General features: G+C 68.0%; 18 protein-coding genes. All 18 read right to left on the bottom strand.

Annotation, left to right across the window (positions count from 1 at the left end):
- Positions 1-4 precede the first annotated feature (4 nt).
- Genes ACFPN1_RS03280 through ACFPN1_RS03195 form a run of 18 tightly spaced genes read right to left on the bottom strand, consistent with a single transcriptional unit; the run spans position 5 to position 22,824 of the window.
- Complete coding sequence (locus ACFPN1_RS03280; protein ID WP_386752951.1) at positions 5-2,098, bottom strand: hypothetical protein; 2,094 nt, start codon at positions 2,096-2,098, stop codon at positions 5-7.
- Positions 2,095-4,881, bottom strand: a complete 2,787-nt coding sequence (locus ACFPN1_RS03275; RefSeq protein ID WP_386752949.1) for a putative baseplate assembly protein — start codon at positions 4,879-4,881, stop codon at positions 2,095-2,097. The genes ACFPN1_RS03280 and ACFPN1_RS03275 overlap by 4 nt, the downstream gene beginning before the upstream one ends.
- Before the next feature lie 3 nt (positions 4,882-4,884).
- Positions 4,885-7,413 carry a putative baseplate assembly protein gene (locus ACFPN1_RS03270; RefSeq protein WP_386752947.1) on the bottom strand — a complete coding sequence of 843 codons (2,529 nt, stop codon included), beginning with the start codon at positions 7,411-7,413 and terminating at the stop codon, positions 4,885-4,887.
- Complete coding sequence (locus tag ACFPN1_RS03265) at positions 7,410-7,772, bottom strand: GPW/gp25 family protein (protein WP_386752945.1); 363 nt, start codon at positions 7,770-7,772, stop codon at positions 7,410-7,412. The genes ACFPN1_RS03270 and ACFPN1_RS03265 overlap by 4 nt, the downstream gene beginning before the upstream one ends.
- A gap of 9 nt (positions 7,773-7,781) precedes the next feature.
- Positions 7,782-8,099, bottom strand: a complete 318-nt coding sequence (locus tag ACFPN1_RS03260; RefSeq protein WP_386752943.1) for a hypothetical protein — start codon at positions 8,097-8,099, stop codon at positions 7,782-7,784.
- 1 nt (position 8,100) lies between these two features.
- Positions 8,101-8,652: a phage baseplate assembly protein V gene (locus ACFPN1_RS03255; RefSeq protein WP_386752941.1), complete on the bottom strand. Its 552-nt coding sequence runs from the start codon at positions 8,650-8,652 to the stop codon at positions 8,101-8,103.
- The gene (locus ACFPN1_RS03250) at positions 8,649-9,776 is read right to left on the bottom strand and encodes a hypothetical protein (protein ID WP_386752939.1); all 1,128 of its coding nucleotides are present in this window, start codon (positions 9,774-9,776) and stop codon (positions 8,649-8,651) included. The genes ACFPN1_RS03255 and ACFPN1_RS03250 overlap by 4 nt, the downstream gene beginning before the upstream one ends.
- Positions 9,776-10,903, bottom strand: coding sequence for an OmpA family protein (locus tag ACFPN1_RS03245; RefSeq protein WP_386752937.1), 1,128 nt, complete (start codon positions 10,901-10,903; stop codon positions 9,776-9,778). Before ACFPN1_RS03245 ends, ACFPN1_RS03250 begins: the two co-directional genes overlap by 1 nt.
- Positions 10,900-11,262, bottom strand: coding sequence for a LysM domain-containing protein (locus tag ACFPN1_RS03240; RefSeq protein WP_386752935.1), 363 nt, complete (start codon positions 11,260-11,262; stop codon positions 10,900-10,902). The genes ACFPN1_RS03245 and ACFPN1_RS03240 overlap by 4 nt, the downstream gene beginning before the upstream one ends.
- Positions 11,259-11,918, bottom strand: a complete 660-nt coding sequence (locus ACFPN1_RS03235; protein ID WP_386752933.1) for a hypothetical protein — start codon at positions 11,916-11,918, stop codon at positions 11,259-11,261. Before ACFPN1_RS03235 ends, ACFPN1_RS03240 begins: the two co-directional genes overlap by 4 nt.
- Before the next feature lie 2 nt (positions 11,919-11,920).
- Entirely contained in the window at positions 11,921-14,257 is a 2,337-nt protein-coding gene (locus ACFPN1_RS03230) for an eCIS core domain-containing protein (protein ID WP_386752932.1), read from the bottom strand.
- Positions 14,254-17,346 carry an eCIS core domain-containing protein gene (locus tag ACFPN1_RS03225; RefSeq protein WP_386752930.1) on the bottom strand — a complete coding sequence of 1,031 codons (3,093 nt, stop codon included), beginning with the start codon at positions 17,344-17,346 and terminating at the stop codon, positions 14,254-14,256. Before ACFPN1_RS03225 ends, ACFPN1_RS03230 begins: the two co-directional genes overlap by 4 nt.
- A gap of 1 nt (position 17,347) precedes the next feature.
- Positions 17,348-17,605 (bottom strand): hypothetical protein, encoded by a 258-nt coding sequence (locus ACFPN1_RS03220; RefSeq protein ID WP_386752928.1) that lies wholly within the window; start codon positions 17,603-17,605, stop codon positions 17,348-17,350.
- Positions 17,602-19,554, bottom strand: a complete 1,953-nt coding sequence (locus ACFPN1_RS03215) for an ATP-binding protein (RefSeq protein ID WP_386752926.1) — start codon at positions 19,552-19,554, stop codon at positions 17,602-17,604. Before ACFPN1_RS03215 ends, ACFPN1_RS03220 begins: the two co-directional genes overlap by 4 nt.
- The gene (locus tag ACFPN1_RS03210; RefSeq protein WP_386752924.1) at positions 19,551-20,882 is read right to left on the bottom strand and encodes a Pvc16 family protein; all 1,332 of its coding nucleotides are present in this window, start codon (positions 20,880-20,882) and stop codon (positions 19,551-19,553) included. Before ACFPN1_RS03210 ends, ACFPN1_RS03215 begins: the two co-directional genes overlap by 4 nt.
- Positions 20,879-21,604: a hypothetical protein gene (locus tag ACFPN1_RS03205; RefSeq protein WP_386752922.1), complete on the bottom strand. Its 726-nt coding sequence runs from the start codon at positions 21,602-21,604 to the stop codon at positions 20,879-20,881. Before ACFPN1_RS03205 ends, ACFPN1_RS03210 begins: the two co-directional genes overlap by 4 nt.
- Positions 21,604-22,293, bottom strand: coding sequence for a hypothetical protein (locus ACFPN1_RS03200; protein WP_386752920.1), 690 nt, complete (start codon positions 22,291-22,293; stop codon positions 21,604-21,606). The genes ACFPN1_RS03205 and ACFPN1_RS03200 overlap by 1 nt, the downstream gene beginning before the upstream one ends.
- A 3-nt stretch (positions 22,294-22,296) precedes the next feature.
- Positions 22,297-22,824, bottom strand: a complete 528-nt coding sequence (locus ACFPN1_RS03195) for a phage tail protein (RefSeq protein WP_386752918.1) — start codon at positions 22,822-22,824, stop codon at positions 22,297-22,299.
- Between the last annotated feature and the right edge of the window lie 10 nt (positions 22,825-22,834).

Genomic DNA, 22,834 nt, shown 5'->3' with positions numbered 1-22,834 from the left:
AAACTCAGGTCTCGTAGAACACGCCGGCCTCCAGGCCGACCCGCAGGTATTCGTCCAGACGCAGGCGCAGGTTGGCTTCGCGCTGCGGTCCGTGCACGTGGTGATAGGCGCCCATTTCGCCCTCGTCGTCGGCGCCCATGCGCACCTGCCGGCTGGCCGCCTGGCCGAGTTGCGCATAGATCGCCGTGCCGTAGCGGAGCGAACCGAAGCGCAATACCGGTGAGTCCGTGGTGTCCTCGCCCGGTACGCAACGGAACCGCCGCGGCGTACGCGCCGTGGCCGGCACATAGCTGTAGCGCACGCAGCCCAGTTGCCGGCGCTCGGCCACGACCGGTGCCGCCCAGGTATCGCCGGTCGCCGGTTCCGCCAGCAGGATCGAGTTGGAAACCAGCACGAAGCGCAGCACGTGCAGCTTGCCGATGCAGGTGCAGGCCTCCAGGGTCAATGGTCCGCCCGCGGCATCGCCATCGAGCGCGGCATAGGCCACGCGTTCCTGCGCCGTGGCATCGACGATGCAGTCCAGCAGTTGCGATTCGGAGCCTTCGACCACGCGCAGCGCGCCGACGATGCAACGCTCCAGTCGCGTCTGCACGTCCGGGATTTCCACCCGCAGCGACACATCGCCCGGCGACACCGGCGAGCCGTCGGCATTGAGTTCGTGTCCCGGCACCAGGGTGCAATGGCGCAGCGTGAGTTTGCGCAGACGATTGCTGCCGTCGTCGACGACGTTGAGCCGGTCGCCGCAGATCAGCAGTCCGTTCAGCACGATCTCGCCGTCCTGGCCGCCGGTCAGGGGCATTTCGCCGCCCAGCACCAGCGTGGGGCGATGGCCGTTGCGCGCGCGCAGTTCGATGCGCTGGCTCGCGGCCACGTCGATGGCCAGCGTTTCCTCGTAGCGGCCGCTGTCGGTGATCTCCACGACGCCCTGTCCGCCCAGCGCGGTGATCGCAGCCTGGATGGTCGCGTGATCCTGCGGAACGCGCACCGGCGTGGTCGATGCGGGCTCCGCGAAGGTCGCCGCGCGTTCGTATTCGCCGCCTCCGAGCGCCGCGCCGAAGCCGTAGTGCCAGTCGACGCGCACGCGGGTGCCCGCAGGCAGCCCGGGAGGCAGCGCAATGCGGCCGAGCACCGGATCGATCGCGTACTTCCCCGCAGGCGGGAGATGCGCCCAGCTGCCGGCGTCGTCGGCGAGATTGCAGACGCACACGTCCTTGTAGTCGACCGCGGGCAGTGGCTCGGTGGTGCCGACGTACAGGCGCAGGCTGCGGCGCAGGGCACCGTCGCTGTAGTACTGCACGGGTCGCTGCGGATCGGCCGCGGCCGCCTTGCGCTGGTCTTCGTGCAGCACGCGGCGACCGATCGGGCGCGGCACGTTCAGCGGTGTCGCGAGATGGGTGATGTCATCCTCGGTTTCGGGCCGCGTCACCAGCGGCTGGTCGTGGTTGAGCGGGCTGAAGCGCCAGCGCCGGTCATCGACCCGCGCGGCGGGCGAGTAGCTCAGCGGCCAGGCGTCGAGCGGCCACAGGAACAGGCCGATGTTGGGAATGTTGTGCCTGCCGCGTCCGCTCTCGATCCGGCGCACGTCGATCGTGCGCGGCATTGCGTCGAAGGCGCTGCCGACGCGGTCCAGCGCCTGCCAGTTGCGCAGATCCGGCGCCGCGTGCACCCAGACGCGGCGGTGGTTCATGTACTGGGTGGTGATGAGACGCTGGAAGAATTCGACCGCGCAGGCATTCCAGTCGGTGACATCGCGGGCGAGCTGTTCCAGGACGGTCGCGGTGCCCTTGCGCCGGCGATAGGCAATCGTGTGCGCCACTTCCGCGCGGGCATTGGCGACGCGCGATGCCACGCCGTACAGCGCGCGGTAGCCGATCAGGTCGCCGATGTACGGGACCGCCCATTCGGCGCAGGTTTCGATGAAGGCATCGTCCTGCAGCTGCTCCAGGTCTTCCTCGATGACAGCGATCTGCTCGGCCATCAGCGCCAGCAGTTCCTGCAGCGGACCGGCCGCCAGCCCGAGTTCCTGCGCGATCTGGCCATCGCGCAGACGCTGGAACGCCGGCAACAGCGACATCAGCTTGTGCTGGTCGAAGTTCATGGCATCACCTCCAGCGCCAGCTGGTCGGAATCGAGCGTCACCAGTTCGGCCGGCGCGACGCTGCCGTCGGGTTGCAGTTGCGGCGGTTTGGCGAACAGACGCGCGACGAGGTCGGGAGTCGCGCCCGGATCGAGCCGGTAGAGTTCGTCCACGTCGACGGCTTCCACGCCCGACACGTTCTGGATGACCGCCATCACTTCGTCTATCGCCACCTGCTGCAGGAAGTCGCGCTGGTCGAAGGCGAAGTGGCTGTGCAGGCGCTGGCGCGCCGCCTTGAGCACGTCCTCGACGACGAAGGCCGCATCGACCTTGATCCGGGCCCTGATCCGGAACCGCACCGGCGCATAGCTGGTGATGCGCAGCGGAATCAGCGGATCGCCGTATCTGCGCAACGCCTCGGTCAGGTGCTGGTGCGTGGCGCTGCCGGCAACGATGGCGTCGCCGTTGGGGCCGGCAATGGTCAGATGGATGCCGCGGGCCGGCCCGGACTTCAGCCAGATCGCGCAGGCCTTCGCCACGCCGGCGAAGCTGCGCGCGAAGTCGGTGTAATCCTGCACGGAGACCGCGCGACCCAGCGTCAGCATGGTCAGCGGTGCGTTGCGGCGCGCCTCGTCGCGGGATTCGGGATCCTGCCCGCCGGTGGCGGCGACCGGGTTGCAGGCGGCCTTCACGCCCAGCGGCCGTCCGAGCAGGGTCGTGAGCTGTCCGCTGCGGACATTGCCCTCGACGCCGAGCCCCTTGCGGTAGCTCAGGCGCACGTTGTCCTGGCCACTGCTCAGGCGCGCACCTTCCTGGTTGTCGCCGAACTGCACGATGGTGCGCTGTTCGTCGTCCTGCCGCAGCGCATAGACGTGTTCCCTGGGGCCGCGCCCGAACAAGGACGGCACCTCGTTCCACAGTTGTCCGTCGACGCGCACCTCCAGCGTGGATGCGCGTCCGGCCGGCGTGGCGGCGCTGACATAGGTCAGCGGCGACTGCTTGAGGACGAAGCGCTGTCCCGGCAGCGCGGCGTCGCCGCTGCCGGCGATCTCGCCCACGCGTTCGCCGTGCGTGGCGGGCGCGAGGTTGGCGCAGACGGTGAGCGTGGTGCGGTCGTAGACATGCGCCATCGCGGCATCGAGCTGCAGCACGGTGCGATCGCGGGTATGCGCGACGGCATTCGCCGGCTTGGCGACGTGGCGCAATTCGCTGACGACCGGGTCGTCCTTGCGCGCGGGTTCCAGCGCGACCGAGAACGGCGAACCGTCGAGCACGCCTTCGGCACCGCTGCGATCGGCGAGGCGCCAGCGCAGGGTGAGGCCGGGCTTGAAGCGCAGGAACACCTCGAGCAGCCACGGCGGCAGCGCGAGCTCCCACGGCGACAGCAGCCACACCGGCGGCGCGAGCACGACGAAACTGTCGCCCGGACGTGTCGCGACCGCGGTGCCACCATCGGGCACGAACTTCAGCGCGGGATCGTCGGCCACGATGCGCAGGCGCTGGCGTTTGCCGCTCAATGCGAGCGGCTGGCGCGGTTCGAGATCCGCGACGCGTCGGTCGAGCGCGAGTTCGGCGCCGTAGGCCGGGTAGGGCAGGTAGCGCGGCGCCAGCCGGAGTTCCTCGCTTTGCGCCAGCACCAGCGTGTCGGGCAGCGCGAAGTGGGCCGGATCGGGATTCACGTCGCCCTTGAGGCGGGTGAGGCGTTGCGACAGGCCGTAGGCGCTGCGCGACAGTTGCCGGACGCTGTTGATCCGCACGAGCAGTTCCTCGCCCGGCAACGAGGCATCGCCCTCACTGCCCGATCCGCCCGCGAGCACCACCCATCCGCCGGCGACGATCTTCGGATACGTGCCGTCGAGGTCGATGTTGCCGCCCTGGATCTGGTAGTTCGCCCAGTTGTTTCCCCACGGCCACGTGGTGATGCCGGAGATGTAGCCCAGCTTGAGCATGCGCGGGTCGGGCGCGTTGTTGCCGAACAGGCCGGCACGCGCACGCAACGCGAACACGCGCACCGCCTTGTCGGAGTTCCACTGCAGGTTGTTGGCGCCCAGGGCTTCGTCCCAGGTGACGCGGGTTATCCTGCGATCGTTGTCGGCTTCGACGGTGAGCAGAGGGCGCACCGCCCAGCGCTTGCTGGCGCTGGAGTCGAAGCGTTCGGTGCCCACCAGCAGCAGCATGTCGCCGGGCTGCAGCTGCGTGTCGACGCCGGCGAGGAACAGCTCGCGCGTGCCGGCGGGCAAGGTCTGCGCTTCGCTCTGCTGAGCGGGAATCGCGTTCCATCCCACGCGCGCCAGTACCGGTTCGACCGTTTCGAAAGTCTGCGGCTGTTCGTCGGGTCCGGGGATCGACTGCACGCGCGTGCCCACCGGCACGGTCACCGGGCCGGCGGCAAGCGAAGGCATGCCCGGCGCGTCTTCCAGCGTGAAGGCCAGATGCGTCGAAGCGGCGACGCCGGGCGAAGGCCGGTAGCCGATCAGTCGCGCGAGTTCGACGATCGAGCGCCGTTCCACCGACGTGCGCAGATAGGCCTCGTTGGCCATGCGCTCCTGGTAGAAGCTCAACACATCGAGCATCACCGCGCCGGCATCGCACCAGGCGATGGTGAAGTCGTCGTTCTCGCGCGTGCGCAGTCCCGCCAGCGCGGGGAATCGCGAACTCGACACGCGCGCGAGCAGGGCGGCCTTGAACTCGCCATGGCGGCCGATGCGATAGTCGATCGCCGGCAATCCCGGCGCATTGAAACGTACCCCCGGCGGCCGGGCGGAGCCGGCGCAGCAACCGCAGTCGTTGGCTTGTTCGCTCATGGCCTATTTGCCTCCGTGCAGTTCCATGCTCAGCACACCGCGTTCGGGGAAATTCGGATCGTTGTCCAGGCGCGCGATTTCCAGACGGCCCAGTGCGATGCGTCCTTCCTGTAGCGCGAGCTCGTCCTTCGAACCCTGCCGGCGGAACGCGGTGACCTTGACCGACAGCACGCCCGGCACGGCATGCGCGGCCGCGTACAGGCGGCTGAGATAGACCGGGTCGCCGAAGCTGAAGTTGTCGGGATGGAACAACCCGCGCCGTCCGTCGCGCAGCACACGACTGCTGAAGAGTTCCTCCAGTGCGCGCTTGACGTCGCTGCGGAAGTGGTCGGCCTTCACGCACACGTGCAGCGCGAGCTCCAGTGGCACGAAGATCGGCTCGTTGAGCTCCAGGTCGTGCCCCGCCATGCGGTAGCGGTCGATGTGGCGCGTCAGCGAATCGGCGAACGGCGCGGTCAGCGTGTCGCCGCCTTCGCGGTCCACGGTGACGAAGACCGTGTGCCAGCTGCCGGTCCAGCGCAGCGTCGCGGCCGCGTTCTGCACGTCGTCGTGGCGTTCGCTGACTTCCGCGTAGTCCTCCGGTGTCACCGCGCGTTCCTGGCGGCGATAGGCCTCCGGCGCGCGGCGGCGGGCGGACTCGGAAGTCTCCGGGTCCGTGCCGCCCCGTGCGGCCAAGGGATTGCGTACCGCGACGATCCCGTCTTCGCTGGTGACGATGTGGACGATGGATTCGGCGCCGACGTTGCCGGCCGCGCCGTTGCCGACGCGATAGCTCGCCACGAAGGCGGTGCCGCTTTCCGGAAAATGTCCGTTGCGGTCGTCGCCGAAGCGCAACGCGCAACGCTGCAGTTCGTCGACTTCGGCGACGAACTCGTCCGCGTCCGCGCGGCTGTTGAGCAGGTCGCGTTTCGGTCGCCACTCGCGCACGTCGCTGCCGAGCGTGCCTTCGAGGGCGATGCACGGCTTCACCGTCTGCAACGGCCAGCGCATCGCCAGGGCGGCCGGCGCCGCGGGATCGAAATCGGCCGCCTGGGTGAGCGGCGCCAGCGCCAGTTGCGGGTTGAAGCGGGGGCGCACCGAGACCAGTGGCAAGGGGTCGCAGCGGTCGCTGGCGCCACGCGGCGCGTACAGCAGGGCGGGTTCGGGCACCGTGCCGAGAGACTCGTTGCCGATGCTCAGGCCATGGTCGACCAGGACCAGATTGCCGCGGGCGACGCTGACCTTGCCAATGAAGCTGCTGCCGTGATCCTCGTCGGTGACCGACGACACGCACAGGGCGAACGGCAGCGCGTCGTCCCCGCTCCACGCGATCTCCGTGATCTCGGTGTCGTCGAGCGGATCCACCAGCGGATTGCCCGCATCGGTGTGGATCACTTCGGTCAGGCGCACCACATGCCGGTGCTCCGGATCGGCATCGTCTGGCAATCCCGTCGTCGGTCCGACGATTTCCTCGAACAGCAGCGCGTCGCCGACGGCGAGATCGGGAAAATGCCCGCGCAGCGTCGCGCGCGTCGCGCCCCTGGGCAGGCAGCAGCGTTCGTCGCCCCAGGTGTAGAGCGGCAGCTCGTTGTGCAGTTGTCGCAGCACGGCCTTGTGCATGGGTTCGAAGACTTCCGGATGCAGCTGCATCGCGCGGTCGTAGTCCGGCGACGTGGGCTTGATCGTCACCGGCAGTCCCTGGCACCGGGTGAGGAAGCGCGTGCCGTCCGTGCCCAGGTCGATCTTCGCGGCATCGACCCCGATCTGCATCCAGGTGCGCGCATTGCAGCCGTCGTGCATGGCGTAATCGACCAGCAGTGCGTGGCGCCGCAGCGAGACGCGCTTGCGTGCGGTACCGAGATAGGCTTCGGTCGCGGCGGCGTCCTGCCGGTAGCTCAGGTGGTCGCCGACGTAGGCCAGCAGCTCGGTCAGCATCACGCCGGTGTCGGCGGCGGGACGGTTGCGCTGATCGGGGATCAGCTGGGCGATGCGATCGAGCAGCAGGCGACGGAAGCTGGCGTAGTCCTTCGCCAGGTAATTGATCTCCGGCTCGGGCAGTTCCTGCGGCGGGCAGCGGTGTTCGACGCGGCAGTCGAAGTCGCTGTCGCATTCCACCTTGAACGAGAAGTCGATCTGCGCCAGTTGCGGATCGAAGCCGTCGGGCACGCGATCGTCCAGCGGCGAAGTCACCAGCTGCATGCGATAGGTGGAGCGATCGCCGGTCGAGTCCGTGCGCACCACCAGCACGCGGTCCGGATGGGGCAGGGCCGCGAGCAGCGCGGCTTCTTCCGCCGTCAGTGCAGCGGGGGTTGGCACACCGGGTTGCGCCCACTCGATGGCGACGTTGCGGATGCGGTCGCCGCCCGTCAGTCGCAGGTTGTCGCGGCCCAGGCCGGCGATCGGCTTGAGGAAATGCAGGAACAGCGTGCGCTGACGGAATGCGTGCGTCTCCGGCAGATCGCGGTCGAGGACTTCGAGATAGTCCAGCCCGTTGAGCGTCGGATGCGCGGCGACGGCGTTGCGGCGGTAGCGATCGCAGCAGTGGTATTTCATGGCCCGCCTCCGCGCACGAAGTCGGCGATCTGCACCTGGTCGCTGCCGATCACTGAATAGGCGACTTTCACGCTGAGCACGGCGTCGCTGGCTTCGACGCGGATGTCGCGCACGGTGATCCAGTCGCCGAGGAACTGGTTGAGCGCGCCCTGCACCAGCATCTGGGTGGCGCCGGCGAGTTCGGGCGAGTTGGGCGCGAACACCAGCTGGGCGACGCCGCTGCCGAAGTCCGGGCGCATCACGCGTTCGCCGGGCGCGGTGAACAGCACCGCTTCGATCAGATCGCGCACGTAGCGTTCCAGATCGCGTTCGGCTGTGCGTCCGCGGTGGTCGAAGCGATAGGGGCTGGCGAGGTTCATGCGGTCACCTCACGACGCAATCACGCGCGGTTGCACGACGGTGGGCATCAGGGGCGTTCCGGTCGGTACGCAAAGCGCGACACCGGACTGGATCGCCAGCGGCTGCCCCATCGCCAGCACGCGCAACGCTCCCACGATCCATTGCGCGGTAACGCAGGGACCTCCGGAGGCGGATGGGAAAGGACAGCCCGCGACGGCATAGGGCGCGACGATGGTCGCCACCGGTTGTCCGCTCACCGTCACGCGCGGGACCGGCGCGGTCGGCGTGGCCTGCCCGCCGTGCGCGCAGAGCACGACCGCACCGGCATGGAGGACGGGACCGGGCATCTCACATCACCGTGAGGGCCGCGCCGTTCATGTCGATCGGCGCGCCCACCATCTGGATGGCCGGGCCGACGAGGCTGATCATCGCGCCCTTGCCGTTGGAAATGACGATGCCGACGTCGCTGACCGAAATCATCGCGCCCAGCGTCGTCTGGATCATGATGCCGCCGGTGGGGCCGGGCACGTCGCTGATGACGATGCCGTTCTTGAGCGTCGTCTGCAGCGTGATGCCCGGCACGGCCGGCGGCACGATGCGCGACAGCACCGGCACTTCCGCGCCCATGCCCCAGTAGCAGCCCACCCAGATCGGCTTGCTCGGATCGCCACGCTCGAATTCGATCCACACGCCCGAGCCGATCAGCGGCGGCGAGAACATGCCCATGTTGATGCCCGCCACCGGCACGCAGGGCATCACCCAGGTGCTCGGCACCAGGAAGGCGGCGTCGGGGACGATCACCTGGATCCGCCCGATGAACAGCGGATCGACGTTGTTGGTGACGATCGCCCGGTACTTGCCGTAGTACTTCTTCGTGCTGACGGGAGCTTGCGCGCTCATGGTGGCACCACCGGTGTGTTGGAGATCAGGCCATCGCGGGACAGGTTGAAGCTCTGCTTGAACTGCCCGCGCTTGATGTCGTGCGAGACGCTGTTGACGTAGTAGAGGCCGTCGTAGGCCAGGCCCGCGCCGCGCACGCCGACCATCATTCGCGAGCGCAGCACGTGGCCGTAGCGCAGCACGTCGAGCGTGCCGGTGCCGCTGATGGCGTCCTGCGCGCCCAGCACGATGCCCAGCGCCATGTTCGCGGCGTCGGAGGGATTGAGGTGCGCGACATAACCGGGAAACTCCACGCGCGCGGGTGGTGTCGGACGCACACCCATCGGTGGACGCAGCACGCTGATGTTCGGGACCGGAATCGGTATGGGCGTGCGCCGCGTGATCGGATCCATCACCGTCATCACCACGATCTTCTTCGCGGTGCCGTCGAGGCTGAAGCTCAGCGACTCGACATTGGTGTGCGCATCCATGTTGACGTTGAGCGCCGGTTGCGGCGCCGGAATGCGCACGTCGGGACCGAAGTAGGCGATGTTGGCGCCGGGCGTGGGACCGGGTTCGACGTAGAAGGTGTAGCCGCAGCTGCTCGCCAGCTGCTGCAGGTATTCGCGGTCGGTGCCGTTCTGGTGCGGCATCTCCTCGAGCGGGTTGGGGATGTCGGGAACGATCGGCGGAATCGCGATCGGCGCGATGCCGAACGCGGCGTACTTGGCGAGGATCGCGTACACGCGCGCGATCACCGGCATGGCGGGAAAACGCATGAACGGCATCTCGACGAGGTCCATGAGCAGGCTCAGGTCCTCGCCGGTGATCGTCAGCGTCGACTTGCCCGGGTCGTTGCTGGGCGACAGTTCCTGCCGGGTGACGACGCCATCGGCCAGCACGTTGGGAATGCCGCGCACCGTCGCAATGACTATCACGCGCGTGACGATCGGATCGAAGTAGCCCGCCGGCAGCAGCGTGGTCTGCAGCACCGAACGCTTGCCGACCTGGAAGCTGAGCTGGAAGCCGCTGCGATCGCCGCCGCTGTTGATCTGCACACCCTCGAGCGCGTCGAGGACTTCCGTCGGCGCGGGCACCGGCACGGCGGGGCCGATCAGCAATGTGAGGTGCAGGCCGTCGAGCATCACGGCTTTCCTCCCGGCTTCGTCTGCAGTGCGGCATGGCAGGCGGCCTTGATCGCCTCGGCCTGCTCGCCGTTCACGCCGCTGGCGTCGATCGCCGCGTCGCAGCCGGCTTCCGTGCCTTTTTCGATACCCGCGCGGATGCCCTCGCGCGCCTTGTTGCGCAGCGATCGGGGCAAGCGGGCGATTACCGGCTCGAGCGCGCGGGTGACGCCGTCGACGAGCACGTCGTTGATGCTCTTCGGCTTGCGCGGATGCTGGCGGTCGAACCGTTCGATCCTGCGCTGGTTTTCTTCCGCGCGTTGCCACCAGTTGTCGTCGCGGCGCCGCGGACCCGGCGGTGTCGGGTCGTAGTCCGGCGGCAGGGTCAGCACCGGCGGACGCGGCTGCACCCTCGCGACGGGTTTCGGCGTGGGTGAGGGGGCAGGGCCTTCGATGGTCACGGTGATTTCGACGCGGCGGTTGCCCGCATCCTTCACGCCATCGCCGGCGGCGTTGACCGGCTGCGATTCGCCCATCGATTCGGCGAGGATCGGCGTCAGTTGATTGGCCCCCAGCCTGTACTTGCTCAACGCCAGCGACAGCGCGGAACGCGCGGCTTCGGCGCGTTGCATGCCGAGCGCGAGATTGCGTGCTTCATCGCCGGACGTATCGGTGTGCCCCTTTATGCTCACCCGCGCACGGCTGCCTGTCGCGAGCGTCAGGCGCGTCGAAATCGCGGCGGCGAGCGCTTCGATCCGGCGACGATGCGCGGGCGTGAGGTCGGAGCGGTTGTGCGCGAAACGGTCGCAGGTTTCCGACCACGCGTCCGCGCCCGTCTTGCGCACGTCCTGCCTGCCTGTAGCGGTTGTATCGGCGTTCGCTGCATCTGCGGAAGGGGCGGCAACCGGAGCAGCAGGTCCGCCGGGTGCGCCCTGGGCTGGTTTCGTCTGCTGACCGGTTGCCGCAGTGGGTGCGCCTTCCTCGCCGGCGCGCATGCGCAAGGTGGAGAAGTCGGGCCGGCGCGCCGCCTGGTCCGGCCCGGCCTGCGCCTTCTCGCGCGGCTTGTCGGACTGCGTCGCGTCCGGGCGACGCGTCGGCGTCGACGACGTCGGCACGGGCGGCTTCTGGTCGAGATCGAATCCGTTCACGGCGATCCCAACCCCTCCGGCAGGGTGATGCGCAGGCTGCGGCCGATGGCTTCCACCAGTTCGTCCGGCCGCAGTGCGCCGTTGCCGTCGCACAGCTTCCAGTACTGTTCCGGATCGCCGAGATAACGCGCCGCGAGATTGTCGAGCCGATCGCCTTCGACGACGCGATGCGTGCCCATCGTGCTGAAGCGCTCCGGCGGCGGTACGAAACGACGCGCGAGATAGGCCACCGGGCGCCCGTCGGCGAAGGTGTGCGTCAGCAGCGGCAAGCCGTTGTAGCGGCTGTTCGGCGGAAACGGCTTCGGGCCGGCTGCGGCGTTCTGCAGCAGGTTTTCCAGTTGCTTGAGGGCTTCGTTCACGGGATGCCTCCGATGCCGAGCGCGCCCAGCGCCGCGCCCGGCGCCTTGCCGGCCAGGCGTTCCTTGTTCTGCAGGTAGCCCATGAACAGGTTGCCGGCCTTGTGCGAGAAGCCGACGTCGTTCACCGACAGCACGCGCAGGCCAAGGCTCACCTTGGCGCGCAGCGGATTGAGGGCGGGATCGAAGGCTTCCTCGGTGATCGAGAACTCGGTGATGCGCACGGGCAGGATGCGCTGCTTGCTCCACACGAAGAGCGTGAGCGGCGCCTGCGTGGGGGCGATCTCGATCGTGCCGGCGCCGGCGATGCCGTTGCCCGACAGCAGATCCGCGGAGGCGGGGTTGATCAGTCCTTCCAGCGCGGCCAGTTGCGGCTGGATGCCGAACTCGACGACGGCGGCGTTCTGTTCCGGAAACTCGAGCTGGTCGGCGGCATCGATCTCCGCTTCCAGCTTGATGGTTTCCACGGCCGGCCCTTTCAGTCGCAACACTTCCGAACGTTCGCCGCCTTCGCCCGCGGCCATCACCTGCAGGGTGCGATTGAGCGAATCCGGGTTGTACTGCAGCGCGATGACGCGCCGCACCTGGCCCGAGTCCGGGTCGACCAGGACGAGTCCGCCGCGCAGCAACCGGGGGGAATTGGGAAAGGAGGAGGGCATGTTCAGGGCCGCCTGATGATGTGGCTGTCGTAGCGCCGGTCCTCCGGGAAGATCGGATCGACCGCGTTCGGATAGCCACGGGTGAGGAACTGCACGTAGGTGCCGGCCCGGCCAGCCTCGAACTGTGCCGCGTTCTTGCCGAAACGCTTGCTCAGCTCGGCGGCAGTGCGGCCCTTGGGATCGAACTTCTGGGTGGCCAGCCACTTGCCCAGCGCTTCGTTGCGCCTGGCGTCGTCGATGTGCAGCACCGGGCGTGGATGAGCGAACGTCTGCTCGGTCGTGACCACGCCACGTCGGGTGCGTTGCTTGACATCGATGGCGCTCGCCAGCCCCGCGACTGCTTCGCCGCCGCGCACGGCTGCGACGAAATCGTTCTTGCCCGTGCCTACCGCGGCGAACGGCTTGCCCAGCAGATCCCTGGGAACGGTGATCCTGTCGCCGGGACCCAGCAGCTTGGGGTCGCCGATACCGGGATTCACGGCCAGGACCTTCGGCCACAGATACTTGTTTCCCAGGTACTGCTGGCAGAAGTCATCCAGCGATTTGTAACGGCCCAATGGCACGACTTCGCGTTGCACCAGCCAGAGCAGGTCGCCTTCCCTGAGCTCATCGAACTTCTCGATTTCCGGCGTGAACCGCCGTGCCTTGGAAGCGTCGAACCCGTACTTCTTCGCCAGGTCGTCGAGCTTTCCGCCGACGTGCAGGCGGATCACTTCGCCGGCCTTCATGCGACGCAGGTCCTCGAACGCAGTCTGGATGCCCAGGCGGCTGTCGCCGTAAGCGGCCTCCAGATCGGCTTCCTCGTCCTTGTGGTAGCTCTTGACGTTGAGCTGGAAGAAGAACTGGAACAGATCGGGCGCGGACAGGGCCGGCAGCGCGTCGGGGTTGCCGAAGAAGGCGCGCAGGCCATCCATGGTCTTGATGTCCTTGCCGACGTTGCAGCCGCGGATCTCGATTTGCGTCTTGCCGTTGATCTTGCTGCGCACGCTCCTGAGCCGCTTCAGGAACGGGCCGCCGGCGCCTTCCCGTATCGATCTGGTGAAGCTCTTCTTCAACCCGCTGCGCTTGCCGGGTGTTTCCACGAAATCATCCGCAAATGTCTTGGCTTCGTCTTTGTCGATCTTGCCGAAGCTGATCCTGGCGGCAGCCATCACGGCCGGCAGCTTTTTGCCGAGGTCGGCGATCGCCTTTTTGGCGTCTGCCTGTTCGTCTTTCGGTTTGGCCTCGACCAGCAGCTTCCCGTAGGTATCGCGGCGCAGTTTGATGAAGGCCTGCAGCGCGGCCTTGTTGGGAATGTCGGGTTTGCCTCCATCGGCGAGCTCGACGTCGGCGAGGAATCGCTCATCGGCGATGGCGCGGAGCACGATGCCGAGGTTGCTTTCCTCGTTCGGCGGATCCTTGGCGCCGCCCAGCGTGGTCAGCAAGGCCTGTGTTGCCGCGTCCTTCCACAGCGCGTTGTAGATCTCGACGAACTTGCTTTCGACCAGGATGCGTTTGTTGGCGAACTCCTTGCGGAATCCGCTCTCGGTCGTGTACCGCGTGGCCGCGGGCGTGTCGCCGACGGGCTGGGCCCAGAAGTAGTCGCTGGCGATTTCCGGCAACAGGCCCAGTTCCAGTCCCAGGGATGAGCCGTGCGAGACGATGCGGAAGGATTCGATCGGGTTCGTGGCCGTATCCAGGTCGTCCAGTACCTGGCCCATGTGGGCGACGCGCTTGACGTTGGGATGGCCCCAGGTGCGATAGAACTGCTCGCCGGCATCGAGATACGGACTGGAGCCGATGGTGGACACGTAGGTCCCGTGCTCCGCTCGCTGCAGGCGCTGGACGCCGGTGTCCGCTGCGTGCGACACGTGAACGCGATCGCCGCACGGCGCGGCATCCGCGGCGCGATGGGCTTCGCGTTCGAGTGCGGAATCGCCGGATTCGAGCTGCAGCGGGCGATCCGCACGATAGTCGAGCGGCCCCTGTTGCACGACATGCGCCAGTTCGTGGGCGAGCAGGCGTTGGCCCTCCGGCGCAGCGGGCCGGTATTCGTTGCGATCGAACACGAGATGCCGGCCGACCGCGTACGCACGCGCACCCAGTGCATGCGCCGACTCGTGCGCGGCGCTGTCGCAATGCACGCGCACGGCACCGAAGTCGTGTCCGAAGGCGCGCTCCATGTGTGCGCGCAGGTTCGGCTCCAGCGGCTGGCCGCCGCCCTGCAGGACTGCTTCGGCTGCGGCGAAGGCCGGTGCGGCGAATGTGCGCTTCGCAGGTTGCGGTTTCGCACGCGCGGCCCGGGCCGGTGCTTTCGCCGGCGCGCGTCCCCGGTTTGCAGTGGCCGTCGGTTTGCTCATGGCTTCTGCACCCGGTACCAGGCGGGGCGCCTGGGCCTGATCAGGAAGGGCGCCTGGCCTTCGGGCGCGATATCGATCAGCTCGGTGTTGGTCGACTCCAGCGTGAAGTAGAGCCAGGTCACGTTGGGTTTCTTGTCGTCCTTCTTCTCCGTCGGTGCTTCGGTGACTTCGTAGGTGAGCTTGTAGTAGTAGGCCTTCTTGTCATCGCCGATCCACTGCAGCGTCATCAGCGGCTTCGCACCTTTGCCGGTGGACGCGGTGATCTGCTTGTCGACCACGAACTGGTAGTCGCGTTCGTGCACATCCTTCAGATCGCCCTTGAAGGGCCGCGCGACCGTGAACTTGCCGCTGTCCGGGCCGCTCTTGCTGCCTTCGCCCGGTGGTGCGGAGCCTTCGTCCTTCCTGCTCGACGCGCCTGCGCCCTTGCCGACGCCGCTACCCGCGCCCTGGCCCTTGCCCTGGCCGGCTTCGCCGGTGGGCGGTTGCTTGCCGGTGGACTTGGCGTCGCCCTTGCTTTCGCTCGGTGGCTTTTTCTTGTCTTCCAGTGCCTTGAGGACGCGCTTGCGCAGTTCTTCGGCAGTGACGTGTCCGGGTGTCCAGTTGAGCGTGGCCAGGAACTTGAGGTCGTCCTCGGTGATGCCCTTGGTGGCCTGCAGGATCTTGTCGACCCAGTCCGATGCCGGCACGCGGTATTCGTTGCCGTTGTGCTGCGCCAGTTGCGCGAGCAGGGCCTTCTGCGCGGCAGAGGCCGTCTTGAGCATTTCGTTGATCTTGACAGCTTCTTCCGCGGCCTTCTGCCGGTCCTCCGGTTTGGAGTTCGGGTCGAGCACGCCAAGGATGTCGGCGAGTTCGCTCTTGAGGTCGCCGGTACTCTTGGGACCGGTTCCCTGGCCTTGCTGACCGGCGCTGCTCGCGCCCGTACCCGGTTGCGTCGTTGCATCTCCCGCAGCCTGGCCGGTGCCGGGCTGGCCGGTGTCGGTCTTCTGCCCGCTGCCTGTGCCCGTGCCCGGAGTTGCAGTCTTGCCAGTGCCAGTGCCGGTGCCGGTGCCGGTTCCCGATCCCTTTTTGTCCCCGGGCTTTGCCGATGACGAGGTCGTGCCGCCCGTGCCTGTACCCGTGCCGGGCTTGCCCGCCGGTGAGGGCTGGGCTTTTCCCGTGCCACTGCCCTTGTCGCCGTGCAGGTCCTTCGCGTCGACGGACTTGTCGCCGGAGCCTGCGCCCTGGTCGCCCTGCGTGTTGCCGGATGTCGTGCTGCCGGCCTCCGCCTTGATGCTGCCTTCGGCGTCGCCCGAACCCGCAACGCCTGCGGCGGCCTGCACATTCTCCTTGCCATTGCTCTGGGTGGCGGTCGCGGCCGCTGCGGTCGTGCTGCCGTCATCGGTACCCGCGGTGGCCGTGGCGCCACCGATACTGGTGCTGCCCTTGCTCGCCGTCGCTCCCACGGAGAGACCCGTCGCGCTCGAACTGTCGGCGCTCGCGCTCACCGCCGCAGCGCCGCCGGCAATGGAGTCGGAGAAGAGCGAAACGCTTGCGCCCGCCGTACCGAACGACGTGCTGGTGGAAAACACGGAGATGCCAACACCGGCGTTTCCCGCGCCGCCACTGACGCTGAAAATCGACAGCCCGAAGCCCACGTTGGCGGCACCGCCCGCCGACTTGGGTTTGGGTTGGTTCGATGGCTTCTTCGACGCCGGCTTCTTGGGTGCCTTTTTCTTCGGTGCCTTGGGCTTCTTCGGCTTCGCGGGCTTCTTCGGCTTGGTCGCCTTGGGCTTTTTCGCCTTCGGCTTTGCCTTCTGCTTCGTCGGCGTCTTCTTTTTCTGCTGCCTGGTTTTCTTTTTCTGCTGCTTCTTCTTGCTCTTCTTTTTCTTTTTCTTCTTCTGCTTCCTGCATTTGCAGGCCGGTGTCGCCTCGAGCGTGGTGGCGTGAGGGGTGCACTCGTACAGATACACGCCCGGCTGGGGATTGGTGATGGTGACGGTCTGCACGGGGCATGCGGGCAGGCGTGGGTTCTTCAGCGCCAGCGGCCGCGGTGTGAAGTGCTCCCTCTTCATCAGGCGGGCGAAGTAGTTGCTCCACTGCGGGTGCGATGCGATCAGGGCGAAATAGAACGCCAGGTCCGCACGGGCCGAAGTGGCGCCGCCGGCGCTGTTCGGCTTGAGTTCGCCTATGTAGATGGTCTGCTCGCGCGGCCGGACCACGGCCATGTCGAGGCGTCCACCACGTGCACCGGGGACGGGTGCACTGATGCGGAATTCGGCTTCCGCACCCCCTCCCTCCTCATGGAAGATTCCCATGATTCCGGTCTTTCGCCCCACCAGGCTGTGGACCAGCGTTCCGGCCAGCATCGGGTTCATGCACACACCGCAGCCGCCCGGCGAATTGGGCGCGCGATTGAGCATCGGCGTGCCCGTGTAGCGGACGGTGACGTTGAGTCGGCCGGCCTGGTCGATGCGCGCCGCGTTGCGTTCGGCTTCGCGCTCGGCGGGGGCGTGGTGATCGCCGCGGGGCGAATAACGCAGCACGCCGCCGGGGTTCGCGTGGCCCTGCTGCACCACGTGCGTCAGTTCGTGCGCGAGCAGGCGCCTGCCTTCCGGCTGCTCCGGGTTGAAGCGTCCGCTGGCGAAGACCACGTGCCGGCCCACGGTATACGCCTGCGCATCGACATCGCGTGCGGAACGATCGGCGCTGGCGCCGGTGTGCACGCGCACGCTGGAAAAGTCGTGGCCGAAGCGGTGTTCCATGTCGCGCCGCACGCGCGGTTGCAGGGGGCGCCCGGATTCCGCGAGCGTGCGATGGACGCTATTGGGAACTTGCGGCGTGGGCGATGCGGCGCGGTTGGCGCGGCGCTGGATCGAAGTTGGCGCCGCGCCGGTGCTTGCGGCATTCGCGCCCTTGAGCACCTGGTCCGCGACGCGATCGGCTTCGTGTTCCAGCGCATCCTGCGTCCCCGACGCGGCGTTCGCCGCCTGTTGTTTGCACTTGGGGCATTCGGCTTTCGCATGCGAAGTGCCGCAGGTCGAACACTTGCGCTGCAAGGGTCCATGCGCCCAGGACACGGCGGCCGACGGCTTGGCCACGAGCGCGCGCATGTCAGCCCTTCAGTCCCAGGGCAAGGGCACGTGCCGCTTGCAAGCCCAGCTGTTTCGGGCCGCTGCTGCCCGGCAGCTGCAGTCTGCCGGCCTCGAGGGTCGGCGCATGGCGCGCACGGAGCGCGCCATGCGGCTGCGCCTGCGCGAATTGCCTCGACAACTCCTTCTCGAAGGCGGCGACGAACGCATCGCGCTGCTCGCGTGGAATCCCGCGCAGCACGAGTCGATCGATATGCACGCGGACGCGGCCGGGCTTCATATCCACCCCCGCGTCTCGACATCGGCGAGCGGGCGTTCGAGCTTGGCGCTTTCGCTCTGCGCGGCGCGCAGCAGGTGGGCCATGCCGAGCGGCTCACCTGCATCCGCCGCCAGGAAGGCCGAATTCAGCGCGATATTGCGGATGTTGCCGCCGGGCAGGTTGAGCTTGGCGAGCTTGCGGTAGTCGATGCCGGACAAGGGCACCTGCGAAGGGAAGACGCGGCGCCAGATCGCTTCGCGCAGCTCGCTGTCCGGGAACGGGAAATTCAGGATGAAGCGCAAGCGTCGCTGGAACGCGCGATCCAGTGCCGCCTTCATGTTGGTCGTCAGCACCGCCAGCCCGCGGTAGGCCTCCATGCGCTGCAGCAGGTAGCTGATCTCGATGTTCGCGTAGCGGTCGTGGCTGTCCTTGACCTCGCTGCGTTTGCCGAACAGGGCATCGGCTTCGTCGAACAGGAGAATGGCGCCGCTGTCCTCGGCCGCATCGAACACGCGACGCAGGTTCTTCTCGGTCTCGCCGATGTACTTGCTCACCACCGAGGACAGGTCGATGCGGTACAGATCCAGCGACAGTTCGTTGGCGAGCACTTCGGCGGCGAGCGTCTTGCCGGTGCCGCTCTCGCCGCAGAACAGCGCGCTCACGCCCAGTCCGCGCGTGCTGCTACGGGCGAAACCCCAGTCTTCGTAGACGCGCATGCGCTGGCGCAGGTGCGCGGCGATCTGGCGCAGCGTGCCGGTCTGCGCCGCGGGCAGTATCAGGTCGTCCCACTGCGCCACAGGGTTGATGCGTTCGGCCAGGTCCTCCAGCCGCTCGCGGCCGATGCGGCGCGCGGCGTGCCAGACCGCATGATGGCCGTCGATGTCGAGGTCGCTTTCCGATTCGGCAATCGTGGCGATGGTCTGCGCGCTGAGGCGGAACTGTCCGGACAGGGCGTCGAGCGCCCCGTTGAGCCGGCCGGCGCGCGCGCCGAGTGCCTGCCGCCACAGCGTCTTCTGCTCGACGGCGTCGGGCTTGTCGACGGTGAAGGTCCAGGAAGCGCGTTGCACGCGCAGCGGCTCGCGGGAGGACACGAACAGCGGCGCCCGCAGGTTCTCGACGAACGAGGCCATGACGTTCGTCGCCGTGCTGTCGCTCACCTGCAGCAGCAGCACGGCGGGAAGCAGGCGCGATTCGCGTTCCCACAGCACCTGCAGCTGGTCGAGCTCGTTGCTCGCGCCGGGCAGGTCCTCGCCGCGCAGGGTGTACAGGCGCGAGCCCAGAGTCGCCGCGACGCTCGCTGCCAGGTCCTGCTGCCCGTAGAGATCGTCGCCGTCGAAGTGCACCAGGCCGGCGGCGTGCGGAGAATTCAGCAGGCGCGCGACGATGTCCTTCGACAGGTCTTCGTGGCTGGCCGCGATCAGGCGCGGCGGTTCGCGCAGCGTCAGCAACGGGCGCAGGCGCGCATCGAGTGCGTTGATCCCGGCGATGAAGTGCAACACGCGTTCGTCGACCCGGAGCGGACTGTCGACGAGTCGCAGTCCGGCATCGACTTCCACCAGACGCCAGTGCCGCAACGGACGCGACGGCGTAAGCGCGCTCCAGTGCGCTTCCGGCAGGTTCGCCAGCGCCAGGCCGAAACTGGCATTGCGCGCCGCGGCGTTGCCATGCAGGCGCGCGCAGGCATCGGCGATGTGCGCATCGAGTTCGGCGCCGCAGCACAGCAGCAGCACCAGACGCTCGAAATCCGACAGACCGAACAGTTCGGCGACGATGTCGATCGCTGCCGGTGCAGGCATGGCATTGCGCGCGTCGTCCACCGCCCGCGCGAGGGCAGGGCCGCGCTCGCTGACGGAACCGCCGCCTTCCTGGCCGTCGTCGATCTGCTGTTCCAGTCCGTGACGCAGCCAGGCCAGTTCCGCGGCGAGCAGGGCCTGGTTGGCGGTGCTCCAGTCGAGGACGGATTCGTTCATGCGATTTCGATCCGCTGGTCGAGGAACTCCGGTGGCGACTTGCTGCGATCGACGAGCTGGCTGTCGACACCGTCGATGCGCAGGCGCACGTGGTGCTTGCCGATCGGCGCATCGGGAACCGTGAAGCTGAGATTGGCCGTCGTCGCGGGATGGTCGTCGGCCACCACTTCGCGGCTGCCGATCAGCAGCGACACGCGCTGGTTGGGACGCACCTGCGGCGAGCAGGAGATCGTCACGACGGCGGTACCGTCCGGATCGGCGTTGAACACCTGCGGCGGCGTGGTAAGGCTGGTCATGCGCGGCGCGATCTTCAGCAGCATCTGTTCGGACACGCGCGGCGCCGTCTCACCCGGACGCTGCACCTGCAGCGCCATCAGGTAATTGCCCGCGGGATAGTTGGCCGGCTGGTTGGGGATGACGAAGCTGATCTCGTCGGCGGCCACGGCGCCCGGTGCGAGCGTGCGTTCGATGTGCAGGCGCGGCAGCTCCAGCAGCAGGGCCTGGTTGCTGCCGTCGAACAGCGCGCCTTTCAGCGTGACCGTGTCGCCCAGGTGCGCGGCGAGTTGCCTGTTCGGCAGTTCGACCTCGTCCACCTGCGGATAGGTCGCACGCAGGTTGGCGGCGACGGCGACACCGCGCTCGCGCTGTTTCGTCGGATCGACCTGCGAGGTTTCGGTGGGCCCGCGACTGAGCACCGGCAGCGCCGAGCGCGCGGGTTGCGTGGCTTCGATCAGCACGACGGTGACCTGGTAGGCCGCGGTGGGCCGGTAGTGCGCCTGGATCGCCGACCACAGCTTCGACATCTCCTCCGTGTTCATCGGTGCCGGGGTGATCTTGATCTGCTCGTATTGCTCGGCCAGATCCGAAGCGCGCAACGCCTCGTACACGGCCGGGAGCAGCGAACCGCTGACGGGCGCGTTGGGCGGGTTCAGCGCGGTGCGCACGGCGTCGCGCGACAGCATCGGCGTCTCGTGCAGCAGCTGCATCGCATAGCCGAGCAGGACCTCCGCCTGCAGGTCGGTGATGCCGTATGCCGTGACCAGGTAGTGCAGGTCGAGCGCCAGCGGCGGATTGCTCAGGCGTTGGCCGTTGCGATCGCGCGAAGGCAGGCCGACGTTGCGCAGTGCGGCGTTGGGTGTCGCCTGGTGGAGGAAGATGTTGAGCTGCGGCTTGGCCTCGGAGCCCTCGACACGGATGGTGTCGGGCGCGACGGCGGTCACGCTGACGCCCTGGCCCATCGCGTCGGTGATTTCGTGGTCGATCAGGCCGCTGTCCAGCAGGTCGCGCAGCACGGCGGTGACGCCGGCGATGGCCAGTGCATTGCTCATGGCGACCCCGTGCGGCCGGCGCGCCGCTGCCTGAGGTAATCGTCGAGGGACATCGGCCGGCGTTCGGCCGGCGATTCGCGCCTGGGCGCGGCGGGCGCGGTGCTGCCTGCGGTGAGTTCGACGCGACCGATATGGATGTGGACGTCGGGAGCGGCCGGCGGCATCTGCCGACGGGGCGCCACGATGCTCTTCGTCCTCGTTGCGGAAGCCGCGCGTGCCGATGTGCCCATCGGCGCCTTGTGTCTGCGCCGTGTTGCCGGCACTGACGGCTGCGCTGCGCCCGGTGGCGCGGTGGACGCGGCTGCCGGTCGCGCCGCTGCGATGCTGGGCGCGACCGGCGGCCGCGGTGCGAGTGCCGGCATGAGCGCTACGACCTGCTCGACGATGCTGCGTGGCGTCCGGCGCTCGCGCTCGGCTGGTCGCGGCGATGGCTTGCTCCTCGCACGCACGGGATTGGTGGTGGCGCGGCTGCGCTTCGTGCCATCGCGCCGGGACGAAGGCGACTTCGCGGGCGTGTTGCCTGCCGGACGCGCGGGCGCGATGTGATTGGACACGTCCACCCGCAGCGAGCGCGATGTGTCGGGCAGCGCGGCCGGCCAGGTATCGGCATCGGCATCGCCCGGTGTGTCGCGCGCGCCGGAGTAGGGCAGGGCCGCCGACGAATGCAGCCGGGCCGCCGGTGCGTGGACGCGCTGCGCGAGCTGGCGGAAGAAGCCGGCCATCATCCGACCCGCTCGAGATAGCAGTGCCGGCGCGCATCGGACATGGCCAGGATGGCGCGTTCGCTCCAGCCATAGGCGCTGGCCAGCTGGTGCACCTCGTCCAGCAGCTCCAGTGCACGCGCGCGGATTTCCTCCCACAGGAAGGCACCCGGGTCGAAGTCGTGCAGCCAGTGTTCGTTGCAGGCGGCGCAGCTCAGTTCCAACCGGAAGCCGCGTTCGCCGGCGAGCTGCGCCAGTGCGGCTTCGGTCTCCGGCGACGGCATCGCCGCGGGTGCGTCCAGGGCGCAGCGTTCGACGAGCGCCTGTGTTGCCGCTTCGACGTCATCGAGATTCTCTATCGCGATGAGGTCGCGAGTGGACGGCAGGCGGAAGCGGCGACCGTCCTCGCCGCGGAATTCCGGCGCCGGCGCGGGTTCGACATCGTCCTGCAACTGCCGGGCATCGAGTTCGATCTCCAGCCGTTCACCGCATGCCGGACATTCGGTGTAGCCGTCGAGTTGCGTGCCGAACAACCGCCGCCGCAGTCGCAGCAGATGCCAGTCGCGCGAGCCCAGATCCCAGTCCGCCAGCGCATCGACACTGTGATCGGGCAGCGCCCACGCCAGCAGCACCAGTGCGCGCTGTGAGGCGCTGCAAGGTTCGCAACGCTCCCACAGTTCCAGCAGGCTCGCGGCGCCGCCCGATCGCATGGGTCAGATCGCCGGTTCGCTGAAGCTGGGCTCGGCCGGCTCGACCACGTCGTAGTCGCGCTCCCAGCCTTCGTTTTCCAGCTTCAGGGTCTGGATCGCCACGGCGTTGGCATTGGCGTCGAGGTCGGGAATCGACTGGAATTCGGACACCCAGCAGCGATAGACCTTGTAGGCGAGCACCGGCTGCCCGGCCTCGTTGTAGACCTCGATGATCAGGTCCTTGCGGAAATCCTTGAGCGAGACTTCCGCGCCCAGGCCCGAGCCGAAGTTCCAGACCTTGTTCGCCCACTTCTCGAATTCGGTGTCGTGGGTGACGCCCCGCTCGAGGGTGATCGGCTCGTACTTGCTGCGGCCGGGCGACTTGCGCGACGTGGACGGATCGCCGCCGTTGCGATGCTCCACGACTTCGGTGCTGCGCTTGAGCGCGCTGACCTTGGACACGCCGGCAACGTACTTGCCGTCCCACTTCACCCGGAACTTGAAGTTCTTGTAGGGATCGAGCCGCCGGGCGTTGACGCTGAACTGTGCCATGTCGTTCTCC

Origin of the sequence: Lysobacter yangpyeongensis, assembly GCF_042655745.1 — a bacterium.
GTDB lineage: Bacteria > Pseudomonadota > Gammaproteobacteria > Xanthomonadales > Xanthomonadaceae > Agrilutibacter > Agrilutibacter yangpyeongensis.
Note: the sequence above shows the minus strand (reverse complement) of the source record. Positions and strands in the feature narration are given on the sequence as shown.